This window comes from Inquilinus limosus (genome assembly GCF_051487185.1).
Taxonomy (GTDB): Bacteria; Pseudomonadota; Alphaproteobacteria; order DSM-16000; family Inquilinaceae; genus Inquilinus; species Inquilinus limosus_F.
In genome coordinates this window covers 1-19,036 of sequence record NZ_JAHVDK010000056.1, presented here as the reverse complement: position 1 = coordinate 19,036, position 19,036 = coordinate 1, and the positions used below count along the sequence as shown (strand labels likewise).

The window sequence follows — 19,036 nt, the reverse complement described above, 5'->3', positions numbered from 1 at the left end:
GGCTTCGGGTCATCGACATAGAGGCCGAGGCCGAGGGAGCGGCAGAGGCGGTCGGCGGTGGTGGCGGTGGTCTCGGTGTCGAGCCATTCGATCACGTCCGGCTCCTGCAGCCGGACCGCCAGCCCGGCCCTGAGCCCCGGCACCCGGATCGGGTCCCGCACCTCGGCGAAGGCCCGCKCCATGGCGGCGGCGASCGCMTSCCGGCGCCGGGCCCGYTCGGCCKCGATCGCGGCCGGGCCGCCGGCCGGCTTGGCCGGGCGCGGCGTSGCCGGCCAGCCGAGGGCGCCCCAGCGGGACCACTCCTCCGACAGGCCGAGGCCGCAGGCCAGCCCGGCCATCACCGCGCCGACCGGCCGGTCCTCGACCCGGGCCGCCTCGTCCTCGTAGAGGTGCTCGAYCCGCTCCGCGAGCTCGTCGGACAGGGCCTCGGCGCGGCCGAAATCCTCGACCTCGTCCCAGATCATGCATTTCAGGACCTGCTCGACCTCGTCGCGGTGGCGGTCGCGGCGGGCCGGGCGGCCGGCCTCGCGCTCGGCGGACCGGGCCTTGTCGTCGGCGCAGAGGTCCTTGGCGGCGCGGGCGCGCTGGGCCAGGGTCTGGCGCACCAGATGGGCGTAGCGGGCGAAGTCCAGGCCGGGATCTTCGGTTCGGGCTGGCTGAGCCTCGTCCGCCTTGGGGTCGGCCTGTGCGGCCTGGGCGGCGAGCGCGCGGGCGCCGGCGCCTTCGGCCAGCTGCATGCCGATCTCGGCGAGACGCGAGAGCATCTCGACCTGCTGCAGCGCGAGGCCGCGGCAGTACGCCTGGATGTCAAGATCGGGCGGCAGCTCCTTCATGGAACATATCATGAACGAGGCGCGTGGAGTTAAGCAATGAACATTGTGTTCACTCGATGGCCTGGGGCCGGCGCGGGCGGCGGCAGGCTGGATCGCCACGGCGCTGCGCGCCTCGCGATGACGGTGGTGGGTTGCGGGCTACGGCTCCCCCAAACCGTCATTGCGAGCGCAGCGAAGCAATCCAGTGCCGCCGCAAGAGGCGGGGCCGGCCTGGATCGTCACGCCCCTGCAGGGCTCGCGATGACGGTGATGGTGCAGCGGTGCTCGCTCACCCGTAAGCGTGCGGTCTGACACGTCTGTCGGCGAGGGGGAGCCCTCACGATCATAGTGTCCATCGAGGGCATAGTGGACACATGGCGATGTCGACAGAGGTGGAGGCGGCGCTTTCGTCGGCCGGTATCCGGCGGAGCTGGAGCGCGGCGGAGAAGCACAGGATCGTGGCGGAGTCGCTGAAGCCCGGCGCTTCGGTGTCGCAGGTGGCCCGGCGGTTCAACGTGAACACCAACATGCTGTTCAACTGGCGCCGCCTGGCGCGAGACGGGTTGCTCCCGGCGCCTGAGCGCGCCGGGGAGCCGCCGACCATCGACTTCATCCGGCTGGGCACGTGCGGCGAGGCTGATGCGTTGAGCGGAACAACACTGCGCCTGCCGCTGCCGGAGACGCCAAGCCGGTCGGGCGGCGAGATGCGACGCGGGTTGCCGCCGACGCCGAAGCTGGAGGAGCGGGCCGGGGTGATCGAGATCGATCTGCCGGGCGGGACCCGCATCCGGGTCGACGCCTTCGTCAACGAGCGGGCGCTGCGTCGGGTGCTATCGGTGCTGAGGAGCCTGCCGTGATCCTCAACATCGCGCCCGGCACGCGGGTTTACCTGGCCTGCAGCCCGGTCGACATGCGCAACGGCTTCGACGGGCTGGCGGCGAAGGTGCGGGAGATCGCCGACGCCGACCCCTTCTCCGGCCATCTGTTCCTGTTCCGGGGCAAGCGTGGCGACTATTTGAAAGCCCTGTACTGGGACGGCTCGGGCCTGTGCCTGTTCGTCAAGCGGCTGGAGCGTGGCCGGTTCGTCTGGCCGCCGATCGGCGACGCCACCCTGGTTCTCACCCCGGCCCAGCTGGCGATCCTGATCGAAGGCATCGACTGGCGCCGGACGATCGTGCCGGGGCCGCCGCGGCGGCCGGAGCTGGTCTGATAGAGCACTGATTCTGCTGATTGAATCTGGATCACCGTGGCCCCATCGGCTACTCTGGACCATGTCATCTGACACGGTCGATCTCCCCTCCGATCCGGAGGCCCTGCGCGCCTTTGCGCTGGCGCAACGCGCCGAGCTGGCGGCCGTCAGAGCCGAGCTCGCGACGGCGATGGCGGCGGTGCAGTGGAACCGGCTGGAGATCGAGAAGCTGAAGGTGCAGCTGGCCCGGCTGCGCCGCATGCAGTTCGGGCGCTCCTCCGAACGGCTCGATCGGGAGATCGAGCAGCTCGAGCTGAAGCTCGAGGAGCTGGAGGCCGGCGACGCCCGGCAGGAGGCTGCCGCCGAGGCGTCCGGCACCCCCGTGACCCGGCCGGACCGGACGCGGAAGCGCCGCCCCTTGCCGGATCACCTGCCGCGCGAGGAGATCGTCCACCAGCCCGACGGCGAGGGCGCCTGCCGCTGCCCCGCCTGCGGCGCCGGCATGGCCCGGCTGGGCGAGGACGTCACCGAGGTGCTCGACTACGTTCCCGGGCACTTCAAGGTGCTGCGGCATGTCCGGCCGAAGTATGCCTGCGTGGCCTGCGATGCGATCACCCAGGCCCCGGCGCCCGCCCTGCCGACCCCGCGCGGCAGGGCGGCTCCGGGCCTCTTGGCCCATGTGCTGGTCGCCAAGTACGCCGACCATCTTCCGCTCTATCGTCAGAGCGCCATCTATGCCCGTGAGGGGCTGGATCTGGACCGCTCCACGCTGGCCGATTGGGTCGGCCAGTCGACGTGGCTGCTGGACCCTCTGGTGGACGCCATCCGGCGCCACGTCTTCGCCGGCGACAAGATCCACGGCGATGGGCCTTTAGGCAACGCCGTAGGCGGTACACGCCGGTGCCGGTGCTGGCGCCGGGGACCGGACGCACCAAGACCGGCCGGGCCTGGGTCTATGTCCGCGACGACCGGCCGTTCCAGGGCCCGGCGCCGCCGGCGGCCGCCTTCTTCTACAGTCCCGACCGTAAGGCGGAGCGGCCGCGCCAACGCCTGAAGACCTTCGCCGGCTTCCTGCAGGCCGACGCCTATGCCGGCTTCGAAGAGCTGTATGACCCGGCGCGCCCGGAGCCCGGGCCGATCGTCGAGGTGGCGTGCTGGGCGCATTGCCGGCGCAAGATCTTCGATGTCTGGGAGGCCACCCGGTCGCCGGTGGCCAAGCAGGCGCTCGACCGGATCGCCGCGGTCTATGCCGTCGAGGCCGACGCCCGCAGCCAGGCCGCAGCCGAGCGCCTGCGGATCCGCGCCGCGGCGAAGCCGCTGCTCGCCGACCTGTTCGACTGGATGGACGCCACCATCGTCAGGCTGTCGGCGAAGTCGGCGCTGGCCGAGGCCTTCCGCTACACCCTCAAGCGCCGCGCCGCCCTGTCGCGCTTCCTCGACGACGCCCGGCTGGAGGCGGACAACAACATCGCCGAGAACGCGCTGCGTGGCATCGCCCTCGGCCGCCGGAACTGGACCTTCGCCGGCTCCGACGCCGGCGGCGACCGCGCCGCGGCGATGTGCACGCTCATCGGCACAGCCACGCTCAACGGCCTCAACCCGGAAGCCTGGCTGCGCGACGTCCTCGCCCGCATCGCCGATGGCCATCCCATCAGCCGGATCGAGGAGCTGCTGCCCTGGCACTGGCCGGCTCTCCAACAGGACCGCAGCGTCTCGGGAGCGTCCTGACTGGACCCCTCCGATCCCGAGCGCACCGTCTCAGCCCTGCTGCCCTCCGGCGGCAAAGCCGCCCGACAGTCCGCACGCCACGGCCACGCCCGGACGCTTACGCTCACCCCGGGCCGTTCTGCGCCGTCAGGCCAGGAACGACCCAGGCAGCGCCAGGGCTTCGGCCAGCCCGTCCCGGAACACCGGGCTGGGCAAGGCGGCCCGCTGGCCGGCCACGACCACCTCCCACCTCGCCGTCATCGCCGCCTTCGCCCTGGTCGCCTGGGCTGGCGCAACCGACGCGACGGAACCGGTCCTGCCGCTGCTGGGAATGGGTCTGGGCGCGATCTTGCTCGATATCGGTGTCACCGGCGACCAGACGCTGGGCCGCCGCGCGATCAACCTGCTGCGGCCGGAGGCGCGCGGCCGGCTGAACGGGCTGTTCGTCGGCTTGTTCTTCCTGGGCGGGGCGGTCGGCTCGGCCGCGGCCGGCGCCGCCTGGGCGGCCGGGGGATGGCCGCTGGTCTGCCTGATCGGGGGCGGCTTCGGGGCGGCCGCCCTGGCCGCAGGATGGCTCGGCCGGCCTGACGCCGCCCCGACGTGACGCCTATCGAGGATGATATCATATGTTATCATCTTGATATCGGACAGACACAAGCGAAGGATCGGCCATGGCCCAGTTGCTGGTCAGAGATGTCCCTCGCGACGTGGTCGAGGCACTCAAGCGCCGTGCCGCCATGCACGGTCGCAGCGCCGAGGCGGAACATCGCGCTATCCTCGAAGAAGTGTTGCGGGCTGGCCGCGCCGGCTTCCGCGAGCGGGCCGCACGGCTGCGCGCAGCGACGGCAGGGCGGATCCAGGGCGAGTCCGCTGACTTGATCCGGGCTGAGCGCGACAGCCGATGAGCCTCGTGATCGATGCGTCGGTGGCGCTCAAATGGGTCCTGGACGAACCCGGGCAGGAAGCGGCCGACGCCCTTCTGGATCGCGATCTCATCGCGCCATCTCTTTGGTTGATCGAGGCAGCGAATGCCCTGTGGCGCCGCTCGGCGCGTGGCGAGCTCACGGCCGCTGAGGCTGACGAGCGGCTGACCGAGTTGATGCAGGCGCCCGTGGCCGCCACGCCAATCGAAGCCGATATCGCCGCAACTCTTGCGCTCGCCGCTCAACTCGGCCATCCCGTATATGATTGCTTGTACCTGGCCCTGGCCATACGTGAAGACACTCTGGTCGTGACGGCCGATGCGCGGTTCCATAGCGCGGCCAGGGGCGATCCGGCGCTGGTCCGCCGCGTGCTCCGGCTCGGCGAACCGCTTCCCTGAACGCTCTCGTCACGTAGCGGCTGGCAGGGCCGCCAGCCGCGGCACCGGCGAGCCGGCGATCACCAGCGCCTGGATCAGGAAGCCGAGCACGGCCACGGCCAGGCAGGCGGCGGCACCGTGGCCGTCGCCGACCAGACCGCCGATCGCGGCGCCGACCGGGCGCGCGCCGAAGGTGGCCATGGTGATGATCGCCGAGACCCGGCCGAGCATCGCCGGCGGCGTCACCGTCTGGCGCAGCGTGGTGGAGGCGATCACCCACAGCACCGGCCCGGCGCCGAACAGGAAGAAGGCCAGGCCGGCGATCGGCGCGAAGGGCAGCCACACGGTCAGCAGCATCAGCAGGGAGCCCGCGAGGCCGGAGAACGGCCCGACCAGCAGCAGCGGCCCGAACGGCATCAGCCGGGCGATGCGCGGCGCCGCCAGCGCGGCGAGCACCATGCCGACGCCGTAGACCGCCAGGGTGGCGCCGACCGCCGAGGCGCCCAGGCCGAGATGATCGACCGCATAGGGCACGTAGATCGCCTGCAGCACGAACCAGCCGATATTGAAGAACACCGCGGTCAGCAGCACCGGCCGCAGCAGCGGATGGCCCAGCACAAAGCCGGCGCCTTCGCGCAGATCCTGCAGCATGTGTCGGCGCGGCGCCGCCGGCCGCTGCGGCTCGCGGATGCCAGCCAGCAGGATCGCAGCCAGAACCGACAGGGCCGCAGCCGCGGCGAAGGCGAGGCCGGCACCGGTCCAGGCCACCAGCGCGCCGGCGACGGCCGGTCCGGCGGCGAAGGCGGCGCTGCGCGCCAGCTCGATCCGCCCGTTCGCCGCCGGCAGCGCCGCCTTCGGCACCAGGTCGGGCACCAGCGAGGGCGCCGCCACGCTGTAGGCCACGGTGCCGGCAGCGCCGAGGAAGCCGAGCGCCGCCAGCAGGCCGAGACTGAGGCCGCCGGTCGCGAGCAGCAGCAGCACCGCCACCAGCGACAGCGCCCGCAGCGCCTCTGCCGCCGCCATCATCCGACGGCGCGACGACCGGTCGGCCAGGAGTCCGGCCGGCAGGGACAGGAGCAGGAAGGGCAGCGTCTGCACGGTCTGCAGGAGCCCGGTGCCGGCGGCACCGGCGCCGAGGGCGAGCACGGCAACGATCGGCGCGGCGGCCAGGCCGATCTGCTCCGCCGACTGGGCGGCGAGGTTCGACCAGGCCAGGCGGCGGAACGCGGCGGGAAGCGGAGCGATGGCGGACATCGGGGGCTCGCGGTCGATGAGAGAGGCGGCGAGCATCCGCCGCCCGCCCCTCTTCTGCGCTCCGCTTGTTGCCGCCGAATTCGATCGCAAGCCTCGGCCCGGACCGCCAGAATCGAGTGGCGATCAGCTCCGGAATTTGACAGCAAGGGGCGGAGTGCTTGCGGGCCACAGACCCGCCATCTTCGGCGGAACGACGGGCGCCCCCATATGGAGGGGACCTGTCGATCCGACCGTCGAACAGGAGCGCATCATGGGCTTCATCCCGCCGTCCCCGGCCCCCGCCCCGGCCTTCGCCAATGACGACGCCCGCTGGGCCGCAGTCCAGCGCCGCGACCGCGCCGCGGACGGCGCCTTCGTCTATGCCGTCCGCACCACCGGGGTCTATTGCCGGCCGAGCTGCGCGTCGCGCCATGCGCGGCGCGAGAATGTCAGCTTCCACCTGGACGCCGCCGCAGCCGAGCGAGCCGGCTTCCGCCCCTGCCGGCGCTGCAAGCCCAACGAGGCGTCGCTGGCCGAGCGCCAGACCGCCCTGGTGGTCGCGGCCTGCCGCACGATCGAGACGGCGGAGGAGATGCCGAGCCTGGACGAACTCGCCGAGGCGGCGGGGCTGAGCCGCTTCCATTTCCATCGCCTGTTCAAGTCGGTCACCGGCGTCACCCCCAAGGCCTATGCCGACGCCCACCGCGCCGACCGCATGCGGGACGAGCTGGCGCAGACCGCGACGGTGACCGAGGCGATCTACGGCGCCGGCTTCAACTCCAACGGCCGCTTCTACGCCGCAGCGCCGGAGCGGCTGGGCATGACCCCGACCGCCTTCCGCGAAGGCGGGGCCGGGGCGGAGATCCGCTTCGCCATCGGCGAGTGCCATCTCGGCGCCATCCTGGTCGCGGCCACCGACAAGGGCATTGTCGCCATCCAGTTCGGCGACGACCCGCAGGCGCTGCTGGAGAGGCTGCAGGATCGCTTCCCCAAGGCCAGGCTGGTCGGCGGCGACGCCGAATTCGAGCAGCTGGTGGCCCGGGTGGTCGGCTTCGTCGAGGCGCCCTCGGCCGGGCTGGACCTGCCGCTCGACATCCGTGGCACGGCCTTCCAGCAGAAGGTGTGGCAGGCGCTGCGCGGCATCCCGCCCGGCACCACAGTCAGCTATGCCGAGATCGCCCGGCGGATCGGCCGGCCCAAGGCGGTGCGGGCGGTGGCCCAGGCCTGCGCCGCCAACGACCTTGCCGTCGCCATCCCCTGCCACCGCGTGGTCCGGGCCGATGGCGACCTGTCCGGCTACCGCTGGGGCGTTTCCCGCAAGCAGGCCCTGCTGGAGCGCGAGGCCGGCTGAGGCACCGCCCGCCGCTGGAACCACGCTCGCCCCCGTTCGGTTGCCCGGTGAGACACCGAAGAAGGGAGCAGCGCATGGCCTTCATTCTCGACAGCCCGGCCTTCGGCGACGGCGACCCGATCCCGCCCAAATACGCCCGGGACGGGGGCAACATCTCGCCGCCGCTCGAATGGCGGGACCCGCCGCCTGCGACACAGAGCTACGTCCTGGTGGTGGACGATCCGGACGCCCCTTCGGGCACCTTCCGGCACTGGGGGCTGTACAACATCGCGGGCACCCGGAACCAGTTGCGGGAAGGCACGACGGAGGACGCCAAGACCGAGAGCCTCGGTCACGCGGTCAATGATTTCGGCAACCCGCATTGGGATGGCCCACAGCCGCCGCACGGCCACGGTCGGCATCACTATCATTTCCGGCTGGCCGCGCTCGACGTGCCGGAGCTGAAAGTGCCCGCCAAGGCGACGGTCGAGCAGATCTGGCGCGCCGCCCGGCCGCACATCATCGGCCAGGCCGAGCTGGTCGGCACCTTCGAACGCTGATCGGCCGACCGCCCTCAGCCCGGCTGGGCTGGTATCAGGAGGTGGCGGGCCATCCAGGACTGCCACTCCGCCCCCTCGCGCTCCTTCAGCGCATGATAGAACCGACCACCCAGCTCCACCTGGCCCGAGGCCACCCCTTCGATCGCCAGCGTATTGTCGGCGAGCGCCTGCCTGCATGCGCCGCGCTGGATCTTTCCGCTTGAGGTCCTGAGGACCTGCGCTACTTCCGAGACCCATCCTGTGGGTTATGAGCCCGGAGTCTGACGCTCTCGGCGAAATCGCCCCGGAACATGTGCTGTCCGAGATGGCCGAGATCGGAGGTGAGGTCGGCATGGACCTTGCCGCCGATGTCCCGCCAGCGGCGGCAGAAGGCGTAGTCCTCGGACAGGTAGCGCTTGCTGTCCGGATCCACCATGCAGTCGAAGAACAGCCAGTAGAACGGCGCCTCCGGATTGTCCGGCGGCCCGTCCGGGACATAGTTGAGCTCGGGGTAGCGCTGCATCAGCCGGCTGAACACATGCCGTTTGATGACCATGAACCCGGTCGGCGCCTCGGCGACCTCGACGAAGCCGTCCTCGGTGGTGAAGTTGGACAGCGGCTCGGAGCCGAGCCCGACCGGGTTGAACGGGTAGTCGGTGTAGAGCGTCTCGAACGCCTCCTTCGTGGTGCCGGCGGGCACGCCCTGCTGCGGCCAGTTGAACCGCTTGATCGGGTAGATCCCGGCCGCCACATCGTGATCCGAGAGCAGCAGCCGGATCGCGGCCTGCGGTTGGAACTCGATGTCGGAGTCGATCCAGAACAGATGCGTGTACTGCTCGTTCATCAGGAAGAACTTGACGATCTCGTTCCGGGCCCGGGTGACGAGGCTTTCCGCGCGCATGTGCAGCGACGACGGCAGCCCCAGCCGGACCGCCTCATGCGTCAGCAGGAACATGCTCGTCACGTAGTTCATCGAGACGGCCGAGATGTAGCAGGGCGTGGCCCACAGCACATTCATCGACGGGAGGGCGGAAACGGGGAGCATTCAGAGCCTCGATCGTCGTTTCTTGATCAGGGATGGGAGGTATCCCCACCCTGGAAGCAAAAGGGCCATGATCCGTTGGGCCTCCGGATCATGGCCCGATTGCCGCGGCGCGCCGCATGGTCACCGCCGCGGTCCCTTCGGGTGTCTCCGCACCAGGCATGACATTCAGGTGCAGACCCATTCGGGGATTTCGCACTCATTGGCGTCACCGCCGCAGATCGCGGTCGCCTTCTCCTCCGCTTGCCGCCGGGTCTCGGCCGAGGCTGCGCCCCAAGCGGCCGGCCGGTTGGCGGCAGGAGGCTTGCCGACCGCCAGGGCGGCGCAGTGCTCGTAGGGGAAGCCGGTCTTGTCGTCGTCGTCCCAGTGGCGGTGGTTGCGGAACAGGGAGACGACCTTGCAGTCCTGGCCGCCCCGGTGCACGCAGTGGCGGAGCGCGATCTCCTGCGCCTCCTCGGGCTTGTCGGCGCCCCAGAAGAAACCGCGCTTCTCGTCGGGCACCGAATAGGCGATCGCCCCCCAGATCCCCCTCATCCCGGGGCTCTGCCCGGCCGCCGGCGCTGGCCGTGTCGGTAACAGGACGATCTCGACACGACGGTTCTGCGGCTCGCGGACGCCGTCGGCGGTCGGGACAAGCGGATCGGACTCGCCGACGCCCTTGACCGCGATCAGGCTGTCGGCAACGCCGTCAGCCACCAGCTCGCGACGGATCGACTCGCCACGCCGAACCGAGAGGGCCTGGTTGTACTGGACCGAACCCGAACGGTCGGTGTGACCGGTGACGTCGATGCGGGTGGTCCTGCCCTGCAGGGCGTCAGCCGCGGCCGAGGCCACGACCTGCTGGGCTTCCGGAGTCAGACGCGAGCTGTCGAAGTCGAAGAACACCAGGTAGCTGCGGTCCGGAACGGTATCGACCGTCTCAACCACGGCCGGCGTCGTGTCAGCGGCGCCGGCCACAGAGGCGAGGCAGGCCCAGGAGGTGAGAACCAGAACGATCGGTCGAAGCATCTTCATCTCCCCGCAATCCCGGCCGCCGCTGCCGCGGGCGGCGATCCATCAGCCCGCCGCCCGCAGGCTGGTCATCGCCACGCAGTTGTCGTCGAGCGGCACGAGCACGACCCTCGCCCCGTTGGGCAGCGACACCAGCGGCAGGGCGCCGAGCATGCCGGCCTGGCCCTTCTCCTGGTCGACGAGCTGGGTCGCGACGGCTTGGCAGCTGGCCTTGACCGGCGTCACCCGCACCAGCGTGCCTTCGCAGGAGCGCCCGACCGGCGCCGTGAAGACCACGCCGGCCGCGGGCAGGCCCTGGGTGGACGGGCCGCCGCTGAGCGCGACGATCGATTCGACCGCATGCGCGTCGACAGCCTTGGTGTCCCACTGGGTTTGCGCCGCGTAGCTCGCATCGGCGGCGACGCCGCGTCCGAGCGCCGAGAAGATGTTGCCACAGGCGCCGATCTTGGCCTGCTTGACGTGCTCGTCGAAGACGGTCGCGGGGGCGGCCGCCGCCTGCTGCGCCGCGGCGGGCTGCTGGGTCTGGGCCGCCTGCGCCTGCGGCTTCGGCGCTTCCGCCGCCGGCTTCTTCGAATCCGCCGCCTGGGCCGGCAGCTGGACAAAGCCGATCAGGTCGAACGCGATGACCGCGCCGGCAATGATCGCGACCGAGACGGTCCCCAGAAGTAGAGTCTTGGCCAGTCGCATCGCATCTCATCCTTCTCTGAAGGGCGCCCGACCGGGCGCCCGGGTCATTTCATCGCCGAGAGGGCTGTGAACAGGCCGTCGAGGGGGGCCTGGAACGTCACTTCGCCCGAGGCCGGCACCGTGTAGGTGACGGTGCAGTCGGTCCCCGACTGGATGTGCCGCCGCAGCATCCGGCCGATGGCGATCGTGGCGGTGCAGAACGCCCCGTCGCAGCGGTCGGTCTGGGCGACGATCCGGTCCGGCTTGTCGCCCAGCGCCAGCCCGATCGGCTGCCCGACACCCACGGCGGCCGGGACCCGCATCACCACCAGCGGCTCGCCGTCCTCGGTGGCCACGAAGGACCAGTTGAAGACGGCAGCGCCCCGCTGGTCGACGATCGACTGGGTCAGATTGCAGACCCGGCGCTTCGACTTCAGGCTCTCGTCGCAGATCAGGGTCCAGTTGCGGAACGGCTGGACCACCCGCCGGTACTGGCCGAGCTCCTCGCCCTCGGGGACGGCGACCTCCGAGGGCTTCACGGTGTAGGTGGAGGGCAGCTGCACCCACCCCACCGCGAAGGCGCTCCCGGACATCGCCATCAGGCCCGCCGCGATGCATCCCGCCAGCCGCATCGGCCCGCCTCAGTTGAGGGTGAAGGAGACGCCGATGCCCCCACCCCAGTCGTCGCCGCTCGTGACGGCCCGGGCATTCAAGCGGACCCGGCCGGACTCGGCGGTGTAGCCGAGGCCGAGGGCCAGGGCCCCCTGCTCGTGCCACATGCCGCCGCCGATCGCGGCGCTGACCTTGCCCGGACGGGGATCGAACTGCAGCGACGCCGCCGCGATGCCGATCGCTGCCCCCTGCCAGGCCTCGCGCCGCGCCGCCTTGATCTTGCCGTTGAGCGAGTCGAAGGCGCCCTTCAGCTGGTCGACGTTCACCGCATCCGTGCCGTTCACGCCCGGCGCGACATTGCCGATCGTGACCGGTGCGTTCGGATCCCCGCCCTGCAGCGTGATCCGGTTGGTCAGGTTGCCGGAACCGTCGGTGTCGTACCGCACCGACATGTTCGCCAGCGCCGACAGCTGGCTGACATTCACTGCGTCGGTCGCGGCCGCGCCGGCGGCGACGTTGGTGATCCGCCGCTCCGCCCCCGAGGCGCCGACCGAGACCTCGCCCGTGGCCACCCCGGCGGGCTTCATTCCAACCACCGGCGCGTAGGCCGCGTCGGAGAGGTTGGCCATGGTCGTGGAGCCCGCGCCGAGCGCCAGGGAGTTGGCCTTGGTCGCCTGCGCCCCGGCGCCGATCGCGATCGCATTGTTGGCCGAGGCCTTCGCGCCGTTGCCCATCGAGATCGCGTTGGTGGCGCTGGCGGTCGAGGCCGGGCCGATGGCGGTGCTGTTGGTGCCGGTCGGGGAGGAGTCGGCCAGGGTCGAGTTGGTGTGGAAGTACTTGATGCCGCCGCCGCCGTTGATCGAGTTGTCGACCACCGTCGCCAGCGCGAACATCTGCGAGCCGTTGATGGCGTCGGTCGAGGTCGCCGTGATCCGCCCAGCCGCGACATTGGTGATGGTGCGCTCGGCGCCGACATCGCCCACGCTCACCGTGCTGGTCGGGTTGGCCCCGGCGAAGTTGTCGAGCGTGAAGTTGTTGAACGACGCGCTCGAGGTGCCGACGGCAGCCGCGGTCTTCGAGCCCGCGCCCAGCGCCACGTCGTTGGCATTGGTCGCGGTCGCCCCTTGGCCCAACGCCGTGGCGCCGGAAGCGCCGGCGGAGGAGGAACTGCCCAGCGCGACGGCACCCGTCGCCCCGGACGCCGTGGTCGCCCCGTTGCCCGCGGCGAAGCTGTCCTCGCCGTTCGCCTTGCTCGCCGGCCCGATCGCCACGGAGTTCGTGCCGAGCGCCTGGCTGTCGGCCAGGGTCGAGTTGGCGTGGAAGTACTTGTTGCCGCCGCCGTTGTTGATGCCGTCGATCGTGTTGTAGATGTCGGTCAGGCTGAGATCCACCGCCTCGAAGGCGGCGTATACCGTGTTGTAGCTGCCGCCCTGGAGGCTGAAGGTCGGCCCGGTGATGGTGCCGTCCGGGCTCACCTTCGAGCCGCCGCCGAACACGTTGGTGATGCTCTGCGCCGTGCCGAAGAGCTGCGAGCCGTTGATGGCGTCGGTCGAGGTCGAGGACACCAGCCCCTTGTCCAGATTGTGCAGCTTGACCGGGCCGGAGGCCTTGCCCACCAGGGTCAGGTCGAACGTCGGCACCCCGCCGTTCGGGGTCGTCGGCTCATCGGGGTTGCTGTATTGGACCGGCCCGATGCCGCCGTTGTTGATCTGGGTGCCCAGGAGGTTGACCGCCGTGTTGGTGGCGAAGAGCTGGCTGCCGTTGATCGCGTCGGTCGAGGTCGCCGAGAGGCGGCCGGCCGCGACATTGGTGATGGTCCGCTCCGCCCCCGGCGCGCCGACGCTGACCGTGCTCGTCGGGGTCGCCCCGGCGAAGCTGTAGGCCTTGCCGGCGATCGTGGCGCCTGCGGTGGCGACCACCGCCGCGGTCGTCGAGCCGGCGCCCAGCGCCACGTCGCCCACATTCGCCCCGGCCGCAGCGCCGTGGCCGATGGCGATGCCGTCCTGCACCGAGGCCACAGCCGTCGGCCCGACCGCCACGCTGTCCGTGCCGACCGCCTGGCTGTCCGCCAGGGTCGAGTTGGCGTGGAAGTACTTGATGCCGCCGCCGTTGTTGATGTTGGTCAGCTGGTTGTTGATGGTCGTCAGGCTGCCGTCGACCGCGTCGAAGGCGTCGGTCACCGTGGTGTAGTTGTTGCCCTGCACGTTGTAGGTCGGGCCGGTGATCGTGCCGTCCGGATTGACCGTCGAGTCGCCGCCGAGATGGGTGACGATGCTCTGGGCCACGCCGTGGAGCTGCGAGCCGTTGATGCCCTCGGTCGAGGTCGAGGACACCTCGCCCGGCGCCAGCCCGGTGATGCCGGTGCCGTTCATGTTCAGGCCCGAGGCGTCGAACACCTGGCCGCCGGTCAGCGTCAGGCTGTCCGCGGTCAGGGCCGGCGTGGTCGCCACCGTTACGTCGGTGCCGGTCCGGGTGACGGCGATGTTCTGGCCGTTCAGGAACTGCACCGTGCCGCCCGGCGCCACCTTGGTCGCGGTGTCGCCGTTTGCCTGCAGGTTCCAGCCGGCATTGGCGACGTCGCCGATCGCGTTCAGCTGGTTGACATTCACCGCGTCGGTGCCGCCCACGCCCGGCGCCACATTGGTGATCGTCCGGCCGCCGGCATTGATGCCGGTCGAGGTGATGCTCGGCCCGCCGGCGATGGTCAGCCCGTCGGTGGTGATCGAGGTGTTCCCGACCGTCACCGAATTGAAGTTCGGATCCGCCACGATGCCGTAAGTGATCGTCGCCCCGCTGCGGGTCACCGTCGCGTTGCTGCCGGCCGCGAAGCTCGCGGTGCCGCCCGGCGCGATGTTCTGGCTGGTCGCCCCGCCATCCGCGCTCAGGTTCCAGCCGGCATTGGCCGTCGTGGCCAAATCGTCGACCGCCTGGTTGGTGGCGAAGAGCTGGGAGCCGTTCACCGCATCGGTCGACGTGGCCGAGAGCCGCCCGGCCGCCACGTTGGTGATGGTGCGCTCGGCGCCCGGCGCGCCGACGCTGACCGTGCTGGTCGGCGTGGTGCCGGCGAAGTTGTAGGTCGTGCCGGCGATGGTGGTGCTGGCGGTGCCGACCGCCGCCGCCGTCACCGAGCCCGAGCCCAGCGCCACGTCGCCGGCATTGCCGGCCGAAGCCGCGTCGCCGAAAGCGAGCGAGCCCGCCCCCGTCGCGCTGCTGGCGTTGCCGAGCGCGACCGAACCCTGGCCCTGGGCGTTGTTGCCGCTGCCGAGGGCCAGCGCGCCGGTGCCGTTGGCGATGTTGTTGGCGCCCATGCCGACGGCGCCGGTGCCGGTCACGATGTTCGGGTCGCCGATCGCCACCGCGCCGTCGCCGTTCACCGTCTGGCCTTCGCCGATCGCGACGGCACCCGTGCCGCCCAGCACCTGGGAGTTGTGGCCGATCGCCACCGAGCCCGTGCCGGCCGCGGCCGCCACCGTGGTGGTGTCGCCCAGCGCCACGGTCGAGGCGGCCAGCGCCTGCGAGCCGTTGCCGACCGCGGTGGCGTTCGCCGCCGTCGCGCTGGCGCCGACGCCGGCCGCCAACGCGTTGGTGCCGGTGGCGCCCCGGTTGTCGTAGTTCGCACCCTGGGTGCCGCCGTCATTGACGCTGTAGTAGTGCGTCAGCTTGCCGTTCACATCCGTGATCTGGCTGGCGACGTTGTCGATCGCTTGGTTGGAGGCGAAGAGCTGGCTGCCGTTCACCGCGTCGGTGGAGTCGGCCGAGAGCCGGCCCGCCGCGACATTGGTGATGGTCCGCTCGGCACCGACGCTGCCGACGCTGACCGTGCTGGTCGGCGCCGTGCCGGCGAAGCTGTAGGTCGTGCCAGCGATCGTCGCGCTGGCGGTGCCGACCGCGGCCGCTGTGGCCGAGCCGGAACCCAGCGCCACGGCGCCGGCATCGCCGGCCGTCGCGCCGGAGCCGATCGCCGTCGCGTCGGCGGCCGTCGCGCCGGCCCCAACGCCGGCTGCTAGCGAGTTGGTGCCGGTGGCGCCGTCATTGTCGTAATTCGCGCCCTGCGTGCCGCCGTCGTTGACGCTGTAGTAGTGCGTCAGCTTGCCGGTGACGTCCGTGATCTGGCTGGCGACGTCGTCCACCGCCGTGTTGGTGGCGAAGAGCTGGCTGCCGTTCACCGCATCGGTGGAGTCGACCGCGATCCGCCCGGCCGCGACGTTGGTGATGGTCCGTTCCGCACCCGCCGCGCCGACGCTGACCGTGCTGGTCGGCGTGGTGCCGGCGAAATTGTAGGTCGTGCCGGCGATGGTGGTGCTGGTCGTGCCGACCACAGCCGCCGTCGTCGAGCCCGAACCCAGCGCCACGTCGCCCGCATTGGCGCCGGCGGTGGCGCCGTGGCCGACGGCCACGCCGTCCTGGACCGAGGCCACCGCCTCGGGACCGGCCGCCGTGCTGTCCGTGCCCGTCGCCTGGCTGTCGGCCAGGGTCGAGGTGGCGTGGAAGTACTTGATGCCGCCGCCGGTGCTGATGTTGTCGACCTTGGTGTTCAGCGTGTCGACCGAGGTGTTGGTGGCGAAGAGCTGGCTGCCGTTCACCGCGTCGGTGGAGTCGATCGCGATCCGCCCGGCCGCCACGTTGGTGATGGTCCGCTCGGCCCCCGCCGCGCCGACGCTGACCGTGCTGGTCGGCGCCGTGCCGGCGAAGTTGTAGGTCGTGCCCGCGATGGTGGTGCTGGCGGTGCCGACCGCGGCTGCGGTGGTGCTACCGGAGCCGAGCGCCACGTCGCCGACATTGGCGCCGGCGGTCGCGCCGTGACCGACCGCGACGCCGTCCTGCACCGAGGCCACGGCCTCGGGACCGGCAGCGGTGCTGTCGGTCCCCGTCGCCTGGCTGTCCGCCAGGGTCGAGGTGGCGTGGAAGTATTTGATGCCGCCGCCGTTGCTGATGTTGTCGACCTTGGTGTTCAGCGTGTCGACCGAGGTGTTGGTGGCGAAGAGCTGGCTGCCATTCACCGCATCGGTGGAGTCGATCGCGATCCGCCCGGCCGCGACATTGGTGATGGTCCGCTCGGCCCCTGCCGCGCCGACGCTGACCGTGCTGGTCGGCGTGGTGCCGGCGAAGTTGTAGGTCGTGCCGGCGATCGTCGTGCTGGCCGTGCCGACCGCCGCCGCCGTCACCGAGCCCGAGCCCAGCGCCACGGCGCCGGCATCGCCGGCCGTGGCGCCGGAGCCGAGCGCGGTCGCGTCCGCCGCGGTGGCGCTGGCCGCCACGCCGGCCGCCAGCGCGTTGGTGCCGGTGGCGCCGTCGTTGTCGTAGTTCGCGCCCGGGGTGCCGCCGTCATTGACGCTGTAGTAGTGCGTCAGCTTGCCGGTGACGGCGGTGATGGCGTCGCCGACATTGGTGTAGCTGTTGCCGCCGATGTTGTAGGTCGGCGACGAGACCGTCCCGTCCGGATTGACGATCGAGCCGCCGCCGAAGTGGTTGGCGACGCTCTGCGACACGCCGTAGAGCTGCGAGCCGTTGATCCCTTCCGTCGAGGTCGAATTCACCGCGCCCGGCGCCAAGCCGGTGATGCCGAGCCCGGCCATGTTCAGGCCGGCGGAGTCGAGCACCTGGCCGCTCGACATCGTCAGGCTGTCCGCCGTCAGGTCCGGCGTCGTCGCCACGGTGATGTCGGTGCCAGTCCGGGTGATGGCGATGTTCTGCCCGTTCAGGAACTGCACCGTGCCGCCCGGCGCTACCTTGGTCGCGGTGTCGCCGTTCGCCTGCAGGTTCCAGCCGGCATTGGCCGTCACGGCCAAGCTGTCGACTGCTTGGTTGGTCGAGTAGAGCTGCGAGCCGTTGATGGCGTCGGTCGAGTCCGCGGCGATCCGGCCGGCCGCGACATTGGTGATGGTCCGCTCGGCGCCCGGCGCCCCGATGCTGACCGTCGAGGTCGGCGTGGTGCCGGCGAAGTTGTAGGTCGTGCCCGCGATGGTGGTGCTGGCCGTGCCGACCGCCGCTGCGGTCGTGCTGCCGGAGCCGAGGGCGACGTCGCCGGCATTGGCGCCCGCGGTCGCGCCATGGCCCAGGGCGATGCCGTCCTGGGTCGAGGCTACCGCCTCAGGTCCGACCGCCACGCTGTCCGTCCCCGTCGCCTGGCTGTCGGCCAGCGTCGAGGTGGCGTGGAAGTACTTGATGCCGCCGCCGTTGCTGATGTTGTCGACCTTGGTGTTCAGCGTGTCCACCGAGGTGTTGGTGGCGAAGAGCTGCGAGCCGTTCACCGCGTCGGTGGAGTCGATCGCGATCCGCCCCGCCGCGACATTGGTGATCGTCCGCTCCGCGCTCGCCGCGCCGACGCTGACCGTGCTGGTCGGCGTGGTCCCGGCGAAGTTGTAGGTCGTGCCGGCGATCGTCGTGCTCGCCGTGCCGACCGCCGCCGCCGTCGTGCTGCCGGAGCCCAGCGCTACGGCGCCCGTGTTGCCGGCGGTCGCCCCGGCACCCAAGGCGAGCGCGTCCTCGGCCGTTGCGATCGCCGTGTCGCCGAGGGCAATGGCGGAAGGCGCATTCACCAGCTGCGCGGCCCAGCCGATGGCGATACCGTTGGTGGAAACGGCATCGACGGCGGGCCCGGTGTTGGCGCCGATCGCGATGCTGCCGTCCGCCGCGGCGCTGATCTGGTTGCCGATCGCGGTCGAATTGACGCCGCTCGCCTGGCTCAGATAGCCCAGCGCCGTGCTCTCCAGACCGCTCGCATTGGACTGATAGCCGATGGCGACCGCCTGCCCGCCGCCGGCAACGGCCTCGATGCCCGCTGCCATGGCATTGGCGCCGGTCGCGCCGTCGTTGATGTAGTTCGCCCGGGGGGTGCCGCCGTCATTGACGCTGTAGTAGTGGACGGGGTTGCTGGCCGCGATGGCCTCGATCGCCTGGTTGGTGGCGAAGAGCTGGCTGCCGTTGATCGCGTCGGTCGAGTCGAGCGCGATCCGGCCGGCCGCGACATTGGTGATGGTCCGCTCGGCGCCCGGCGCCCCGACGCTGACCGTCGAGGTCGGCGTGGTGCCGGCGAAATTGTAGGTCGTGCCGCCGATCGTGGTGCTGGCGGTGCCGACCGCCGCCGCCGTCACCGAGCCCGAGCCCAGCGCCACGTCCTTGGCGTTGGCGGCCGAAGCCCCGTCGCCGAAGGCGAGCGAGCCCGCCCCCGTGGCACTGCTGGCGTTGCCGAGCGCGACCGAGCCCTGGCCCGTCGCCGTGTTGCCGCTGCCCAGCGCCAGCGCGCCGGTGCCGTTGACCGTGTTGTTGGCGCCCAGGCCGACGGCGCCCGTGCCGGTCACCGAGTTCGGATCGCCGATCGCGACCGCGCCGTCGCCGTTCACCACCTGGCCCTGGCCGATCGCCACCGCCCCGGTGCCGCCCAGCACCTGCGAGCTGGTGCCGATCGCGACCGAGCCCGGGCCGGCCGCCGCCGCCACCGTGCTGGCCTCACCCAAGGCCGTGGTCGAGCGGGCGAGAGCCTTGGTGTTGGTACCGATCGAGATGGAGGTCTCTGCACTCGCGATCGCATTGGTGCCGATCGCGGTCGCCCAGGTGTTCGAGGCGTTGGCGTTGATGCCCAGGGCGATCGCGGC

General features: G+C 71.2%; 13 protein-coding genes and 2 pseudogenes. 8 read left to right on the top strand and 7 right to left on the bottom strand.

Translation table 11 applies throughout. The features are described 5' to 3' along the window. Window positions 1-833: hypothetical protein (locus tag KXR53_RS34860; RefSeq protein WP_437380220.1), on the bottom strand; the 833-nt coding region annotated here is incomplete at its 3' end. A 359-nt stretch (window positions 834-1,192) separates the two neighbouring features. Between KXR53_RS34860 and tnpA the strand changes: the two genes are divergently transcribed. The 6 genes and pseudogenes from tnpA (at window position 1,193) to KXR53_RS34830 (ending at window position 5,029) form a co-directional block, all read left to right on the top strand. Further along, window positions 1,193-1,669, top strand: coding sequence for an IS66-like element accessory protein TnpA (tnpA, locus tag KXR53_RS34855; protein WP_437380219.1), 477 nt, complete (start codon window positions 1,193-1,195; stop codon window positions 1,667-1,669). Next, entirely contained in the window at window positions 1,666-2,022 is a 357-nt protein-coding gene (gene tnpB, locus KXR53_RS34850; RefSeq protein WP_437380218.1) for an IS66 family insertion sequence element accessory protein TnpB, read from the top strand. Before tnpA ends, tnpB begins: the two co-directional genes overlap by 4 nt. Window positions 2,023-2,083: 61 nt before the next feature. Beyond that, window positions 2,084-3,729: pseudogene (tnpC, locus tag KXR53_RS34845) on the top strand (IS66 family transposase). Between the two features lie 328 nt (window positions 3,730-4,057). Beyond that, on the top strand, window positions 4,058-4,312 hold the full coding sequence (locus tag KXR53_RS34840) for a hypothetical protein (protein ID WP_437380217.1): 255 nt from the start codon (window positions 4,058-4,060) through the stop codon (window positions 4,310-4,312). A 67-nt stretch (window positions 4,313-4,379) separates the two neighbouring features. Then, window positions 4,380-4,613, top strand: coding sequence for a FitA-like ribbon-helix-helix domain-containing protein (locus KXR53_RS34835; protein ID WP_437380216.1), 234 nt, complete (start codon window positions 4,380-4,382; stop codon window positions 4,611-4,613). Continuing rightward, the gene (locus KXR53_RS34830; RefSeq protein ID WP_437380215.1) at window positions 4,610-5,029 is read left to right on the top strand and encodes a type II toxin-antitoxin system VapC family toxin; all 420 of its coding nucleotides are present in this window, start codon (window positions 4,610-4,612) and stop codon (window positions 5,027-5,029) included. Before KXR53_RS34835 ends, KXR53_RS34830 begins: the two co-directional genes overlap by 4 nt. Before the next feature lie 9 nt (window positions 5,030-5,038). Here the strand turns inward: KXR53_RS34830 and KXR53_RS34825 are convergent, their stop codons facing one another. Beyond that, entirely contained in the window at window positions 5,039-6,262 is a 1,224-nt protein-coding gene (locus tag KXR53_RS34825; protein WP_437380214.1) for an MFS transporter, read from the bottom strand. A 250-nt stretch (window positions 6,263-6,512) separates the two neighbouring features. On the opposite strand from KXR53_RS34825, the gene ada reads away from it, so the two are divergent. Both ada and KXR53_RS34815 read left to right on the top strand, forming a co-directional pair. Beyond that, window positions 6,513-7,592 (top strand): bifunctional DNA-binding transcriptional regulator/O6-methylguanine-DNA methyltransferase Ada, encoded by a 1,080-nt coding sequence (ada, locus tag KXR53_RS34820; RefSeq protein ID WP_437380213.1) that lies wholly within the window; start codon window positions 6,513-6,515, stop codon window positions 7,590-7,592. Window positions 7,593-7,666: 74 nt separating this feature from the next. Continuing rightward, window positions 7,667-8,131, top strand: coding sequence for a YbhB/YbcL family Raf kinase inhibitor-like protein (locus KXR53_RS34815; RefSeq protein ID WP_437380212.1), 465 nt, complete (start codon window positions 7,667-7,669; stop codon window positions 8,129-8,131). 220 nt (window positions 8,132-8,351) lie between these two features. Here the strand turns inward: KXR53_RS34815 and KXR53_RS34810 are convergent, their stop codons facing one another. From KXR53_RS34810 to KXR53_RS34790, 5 genes and pseudogenes are all read right to left on the bottom strand, one after another. Next, the gene (locus KXR53_RS34810) at window positions 8,352-9,155 is read right to left on the bottom strand and encodes a hypothetical protein (RefSeq protein ID WP_437380211.1); all 804 of its coding nucleotides are present in this window, start codon (window positions 9,153-9,155) and stop codon (window positions 8,352-8,354) included. A gap of 165 nt (window positions 9,156-9,320) precedes the next feature. After that, on the bottom strand, window positions 9,321-10,160 hold the full coding sequence (locus tag KXR53_RS34805) for an OmpA family protein (protein ID WP_437380210.1): 840 nt from the start codon (window positions 10,158-10,160) through the stop codon (window positions 9,321-9,323). A gap of 48 nt (window positions 10,161-10,208) precedes the next feature. Beyond that, on the bottom strand, window positions 10,209-10,850 hold the full coding sequence (locus tag KXR53_RS34800) for a hypothetical protein (RefSeq protein ID WP_437380209.1): 642 nt from the start codon (window positions 10,848-10,850) through the stop codon (window positions 10,209-10,211). 44 nt (window positions 10,851-10,894) lie between these two features. Next, window positions 10,895-11,428 carry an invasion associated locus B family protein gene (locus KXR53_RS34795; RefSeq protein ID WP_437380208.1) on the bottom strand — a complete coding sequence of 178 codons (534 nt, stop codon included), beginning with the start codon at window positions 11,426-11,428 and terminating at the stop codon, window positions 10,895-10,897. A gap of 42 nt (window positions 11,429-11,470) precedes the next feature. Beyond that, window positions 11,471-18,688: pseudogene (locus KXR53_RS34790) on the bottom strand (hypothetical protein); the annotation flags it as partial. Window positions 18,689-19,036 lie beyond the last annotated feature (348 nt).

Bases quoted from the DNA above. Each gene is read 5' to 3' on its own strand.
- ada (WP_437380213.1), top strand. From the start codon at position 6,513: ATGGGCTTCATCCCGCCGTCCCCGGCCCCCGCCCCGGCCTTCGCCAAT.
- KXR53_RS34815 (WP_437380212.1), top strand. From the start codon at position 7,667: ATGGCCTTCATTCTCGACAGCCCGGCCTTCGGCGACGGCGACCCGATC.
- KXR53_RS34795 (WP_437380208.1), bottom strand. From the start codon at position 11,428: ATGGCGATGTCCGGGAGCGCCTTCGCGGTGGGGTGGGTGCAGCTGCCC.
- KXR53_RS34830 (WP_437380215.1), top strand. From the start codon at position 4,610: ATGAGCCTCGTGATCGATGCGTCGGTGGCGCTCAAATGGGTCCTGGAC.
- KXR53_RS34800 (WP_437380209.1), bottom strand. From the start codon at position 10,850: ATGCGACTGGCCAAGACTCTACTTCTGGGGACCGTCTCGGTCGCGATC.
- KXR53_RS34810 (WP_437380211.1), bottom strand. From the start codon at position 9,155: ATGCTCCCCGTTTCCGCCCTCCCGTCGATGAATGTGCTGTGGGCCACG.
- KXR53_RS34825 (WP_437380214.1), bottom strand. From the start codon at position 6,262: ATGTCCGCCATCGCTCCGCTTCCCGCCGCGTTCCGCCGCCTGGCCTGG.
- KXR53_RS34835 (WP_437380216.1), top strand. From the start codon at position 4,380: ATGGCCCAGTTGCTGGTCAGAGATGTCCCTCGCGACGTGGTCGAGGCA.
- tnpA (WP_437380219.1), top strand. From the start codon at position 1,193: ATGTCGACAGAGGTGGAGGCGGCGCTTTCGTCGGCCGGTATCCGGCGG.
- KXR53_RS34805 (WP_437380210.1), bottom strand. From the start codon at position 10,160: ATGCTTCGACCGATCGTTCTGGTTCTCACCTCCTGGGCCTGCCTCGCC.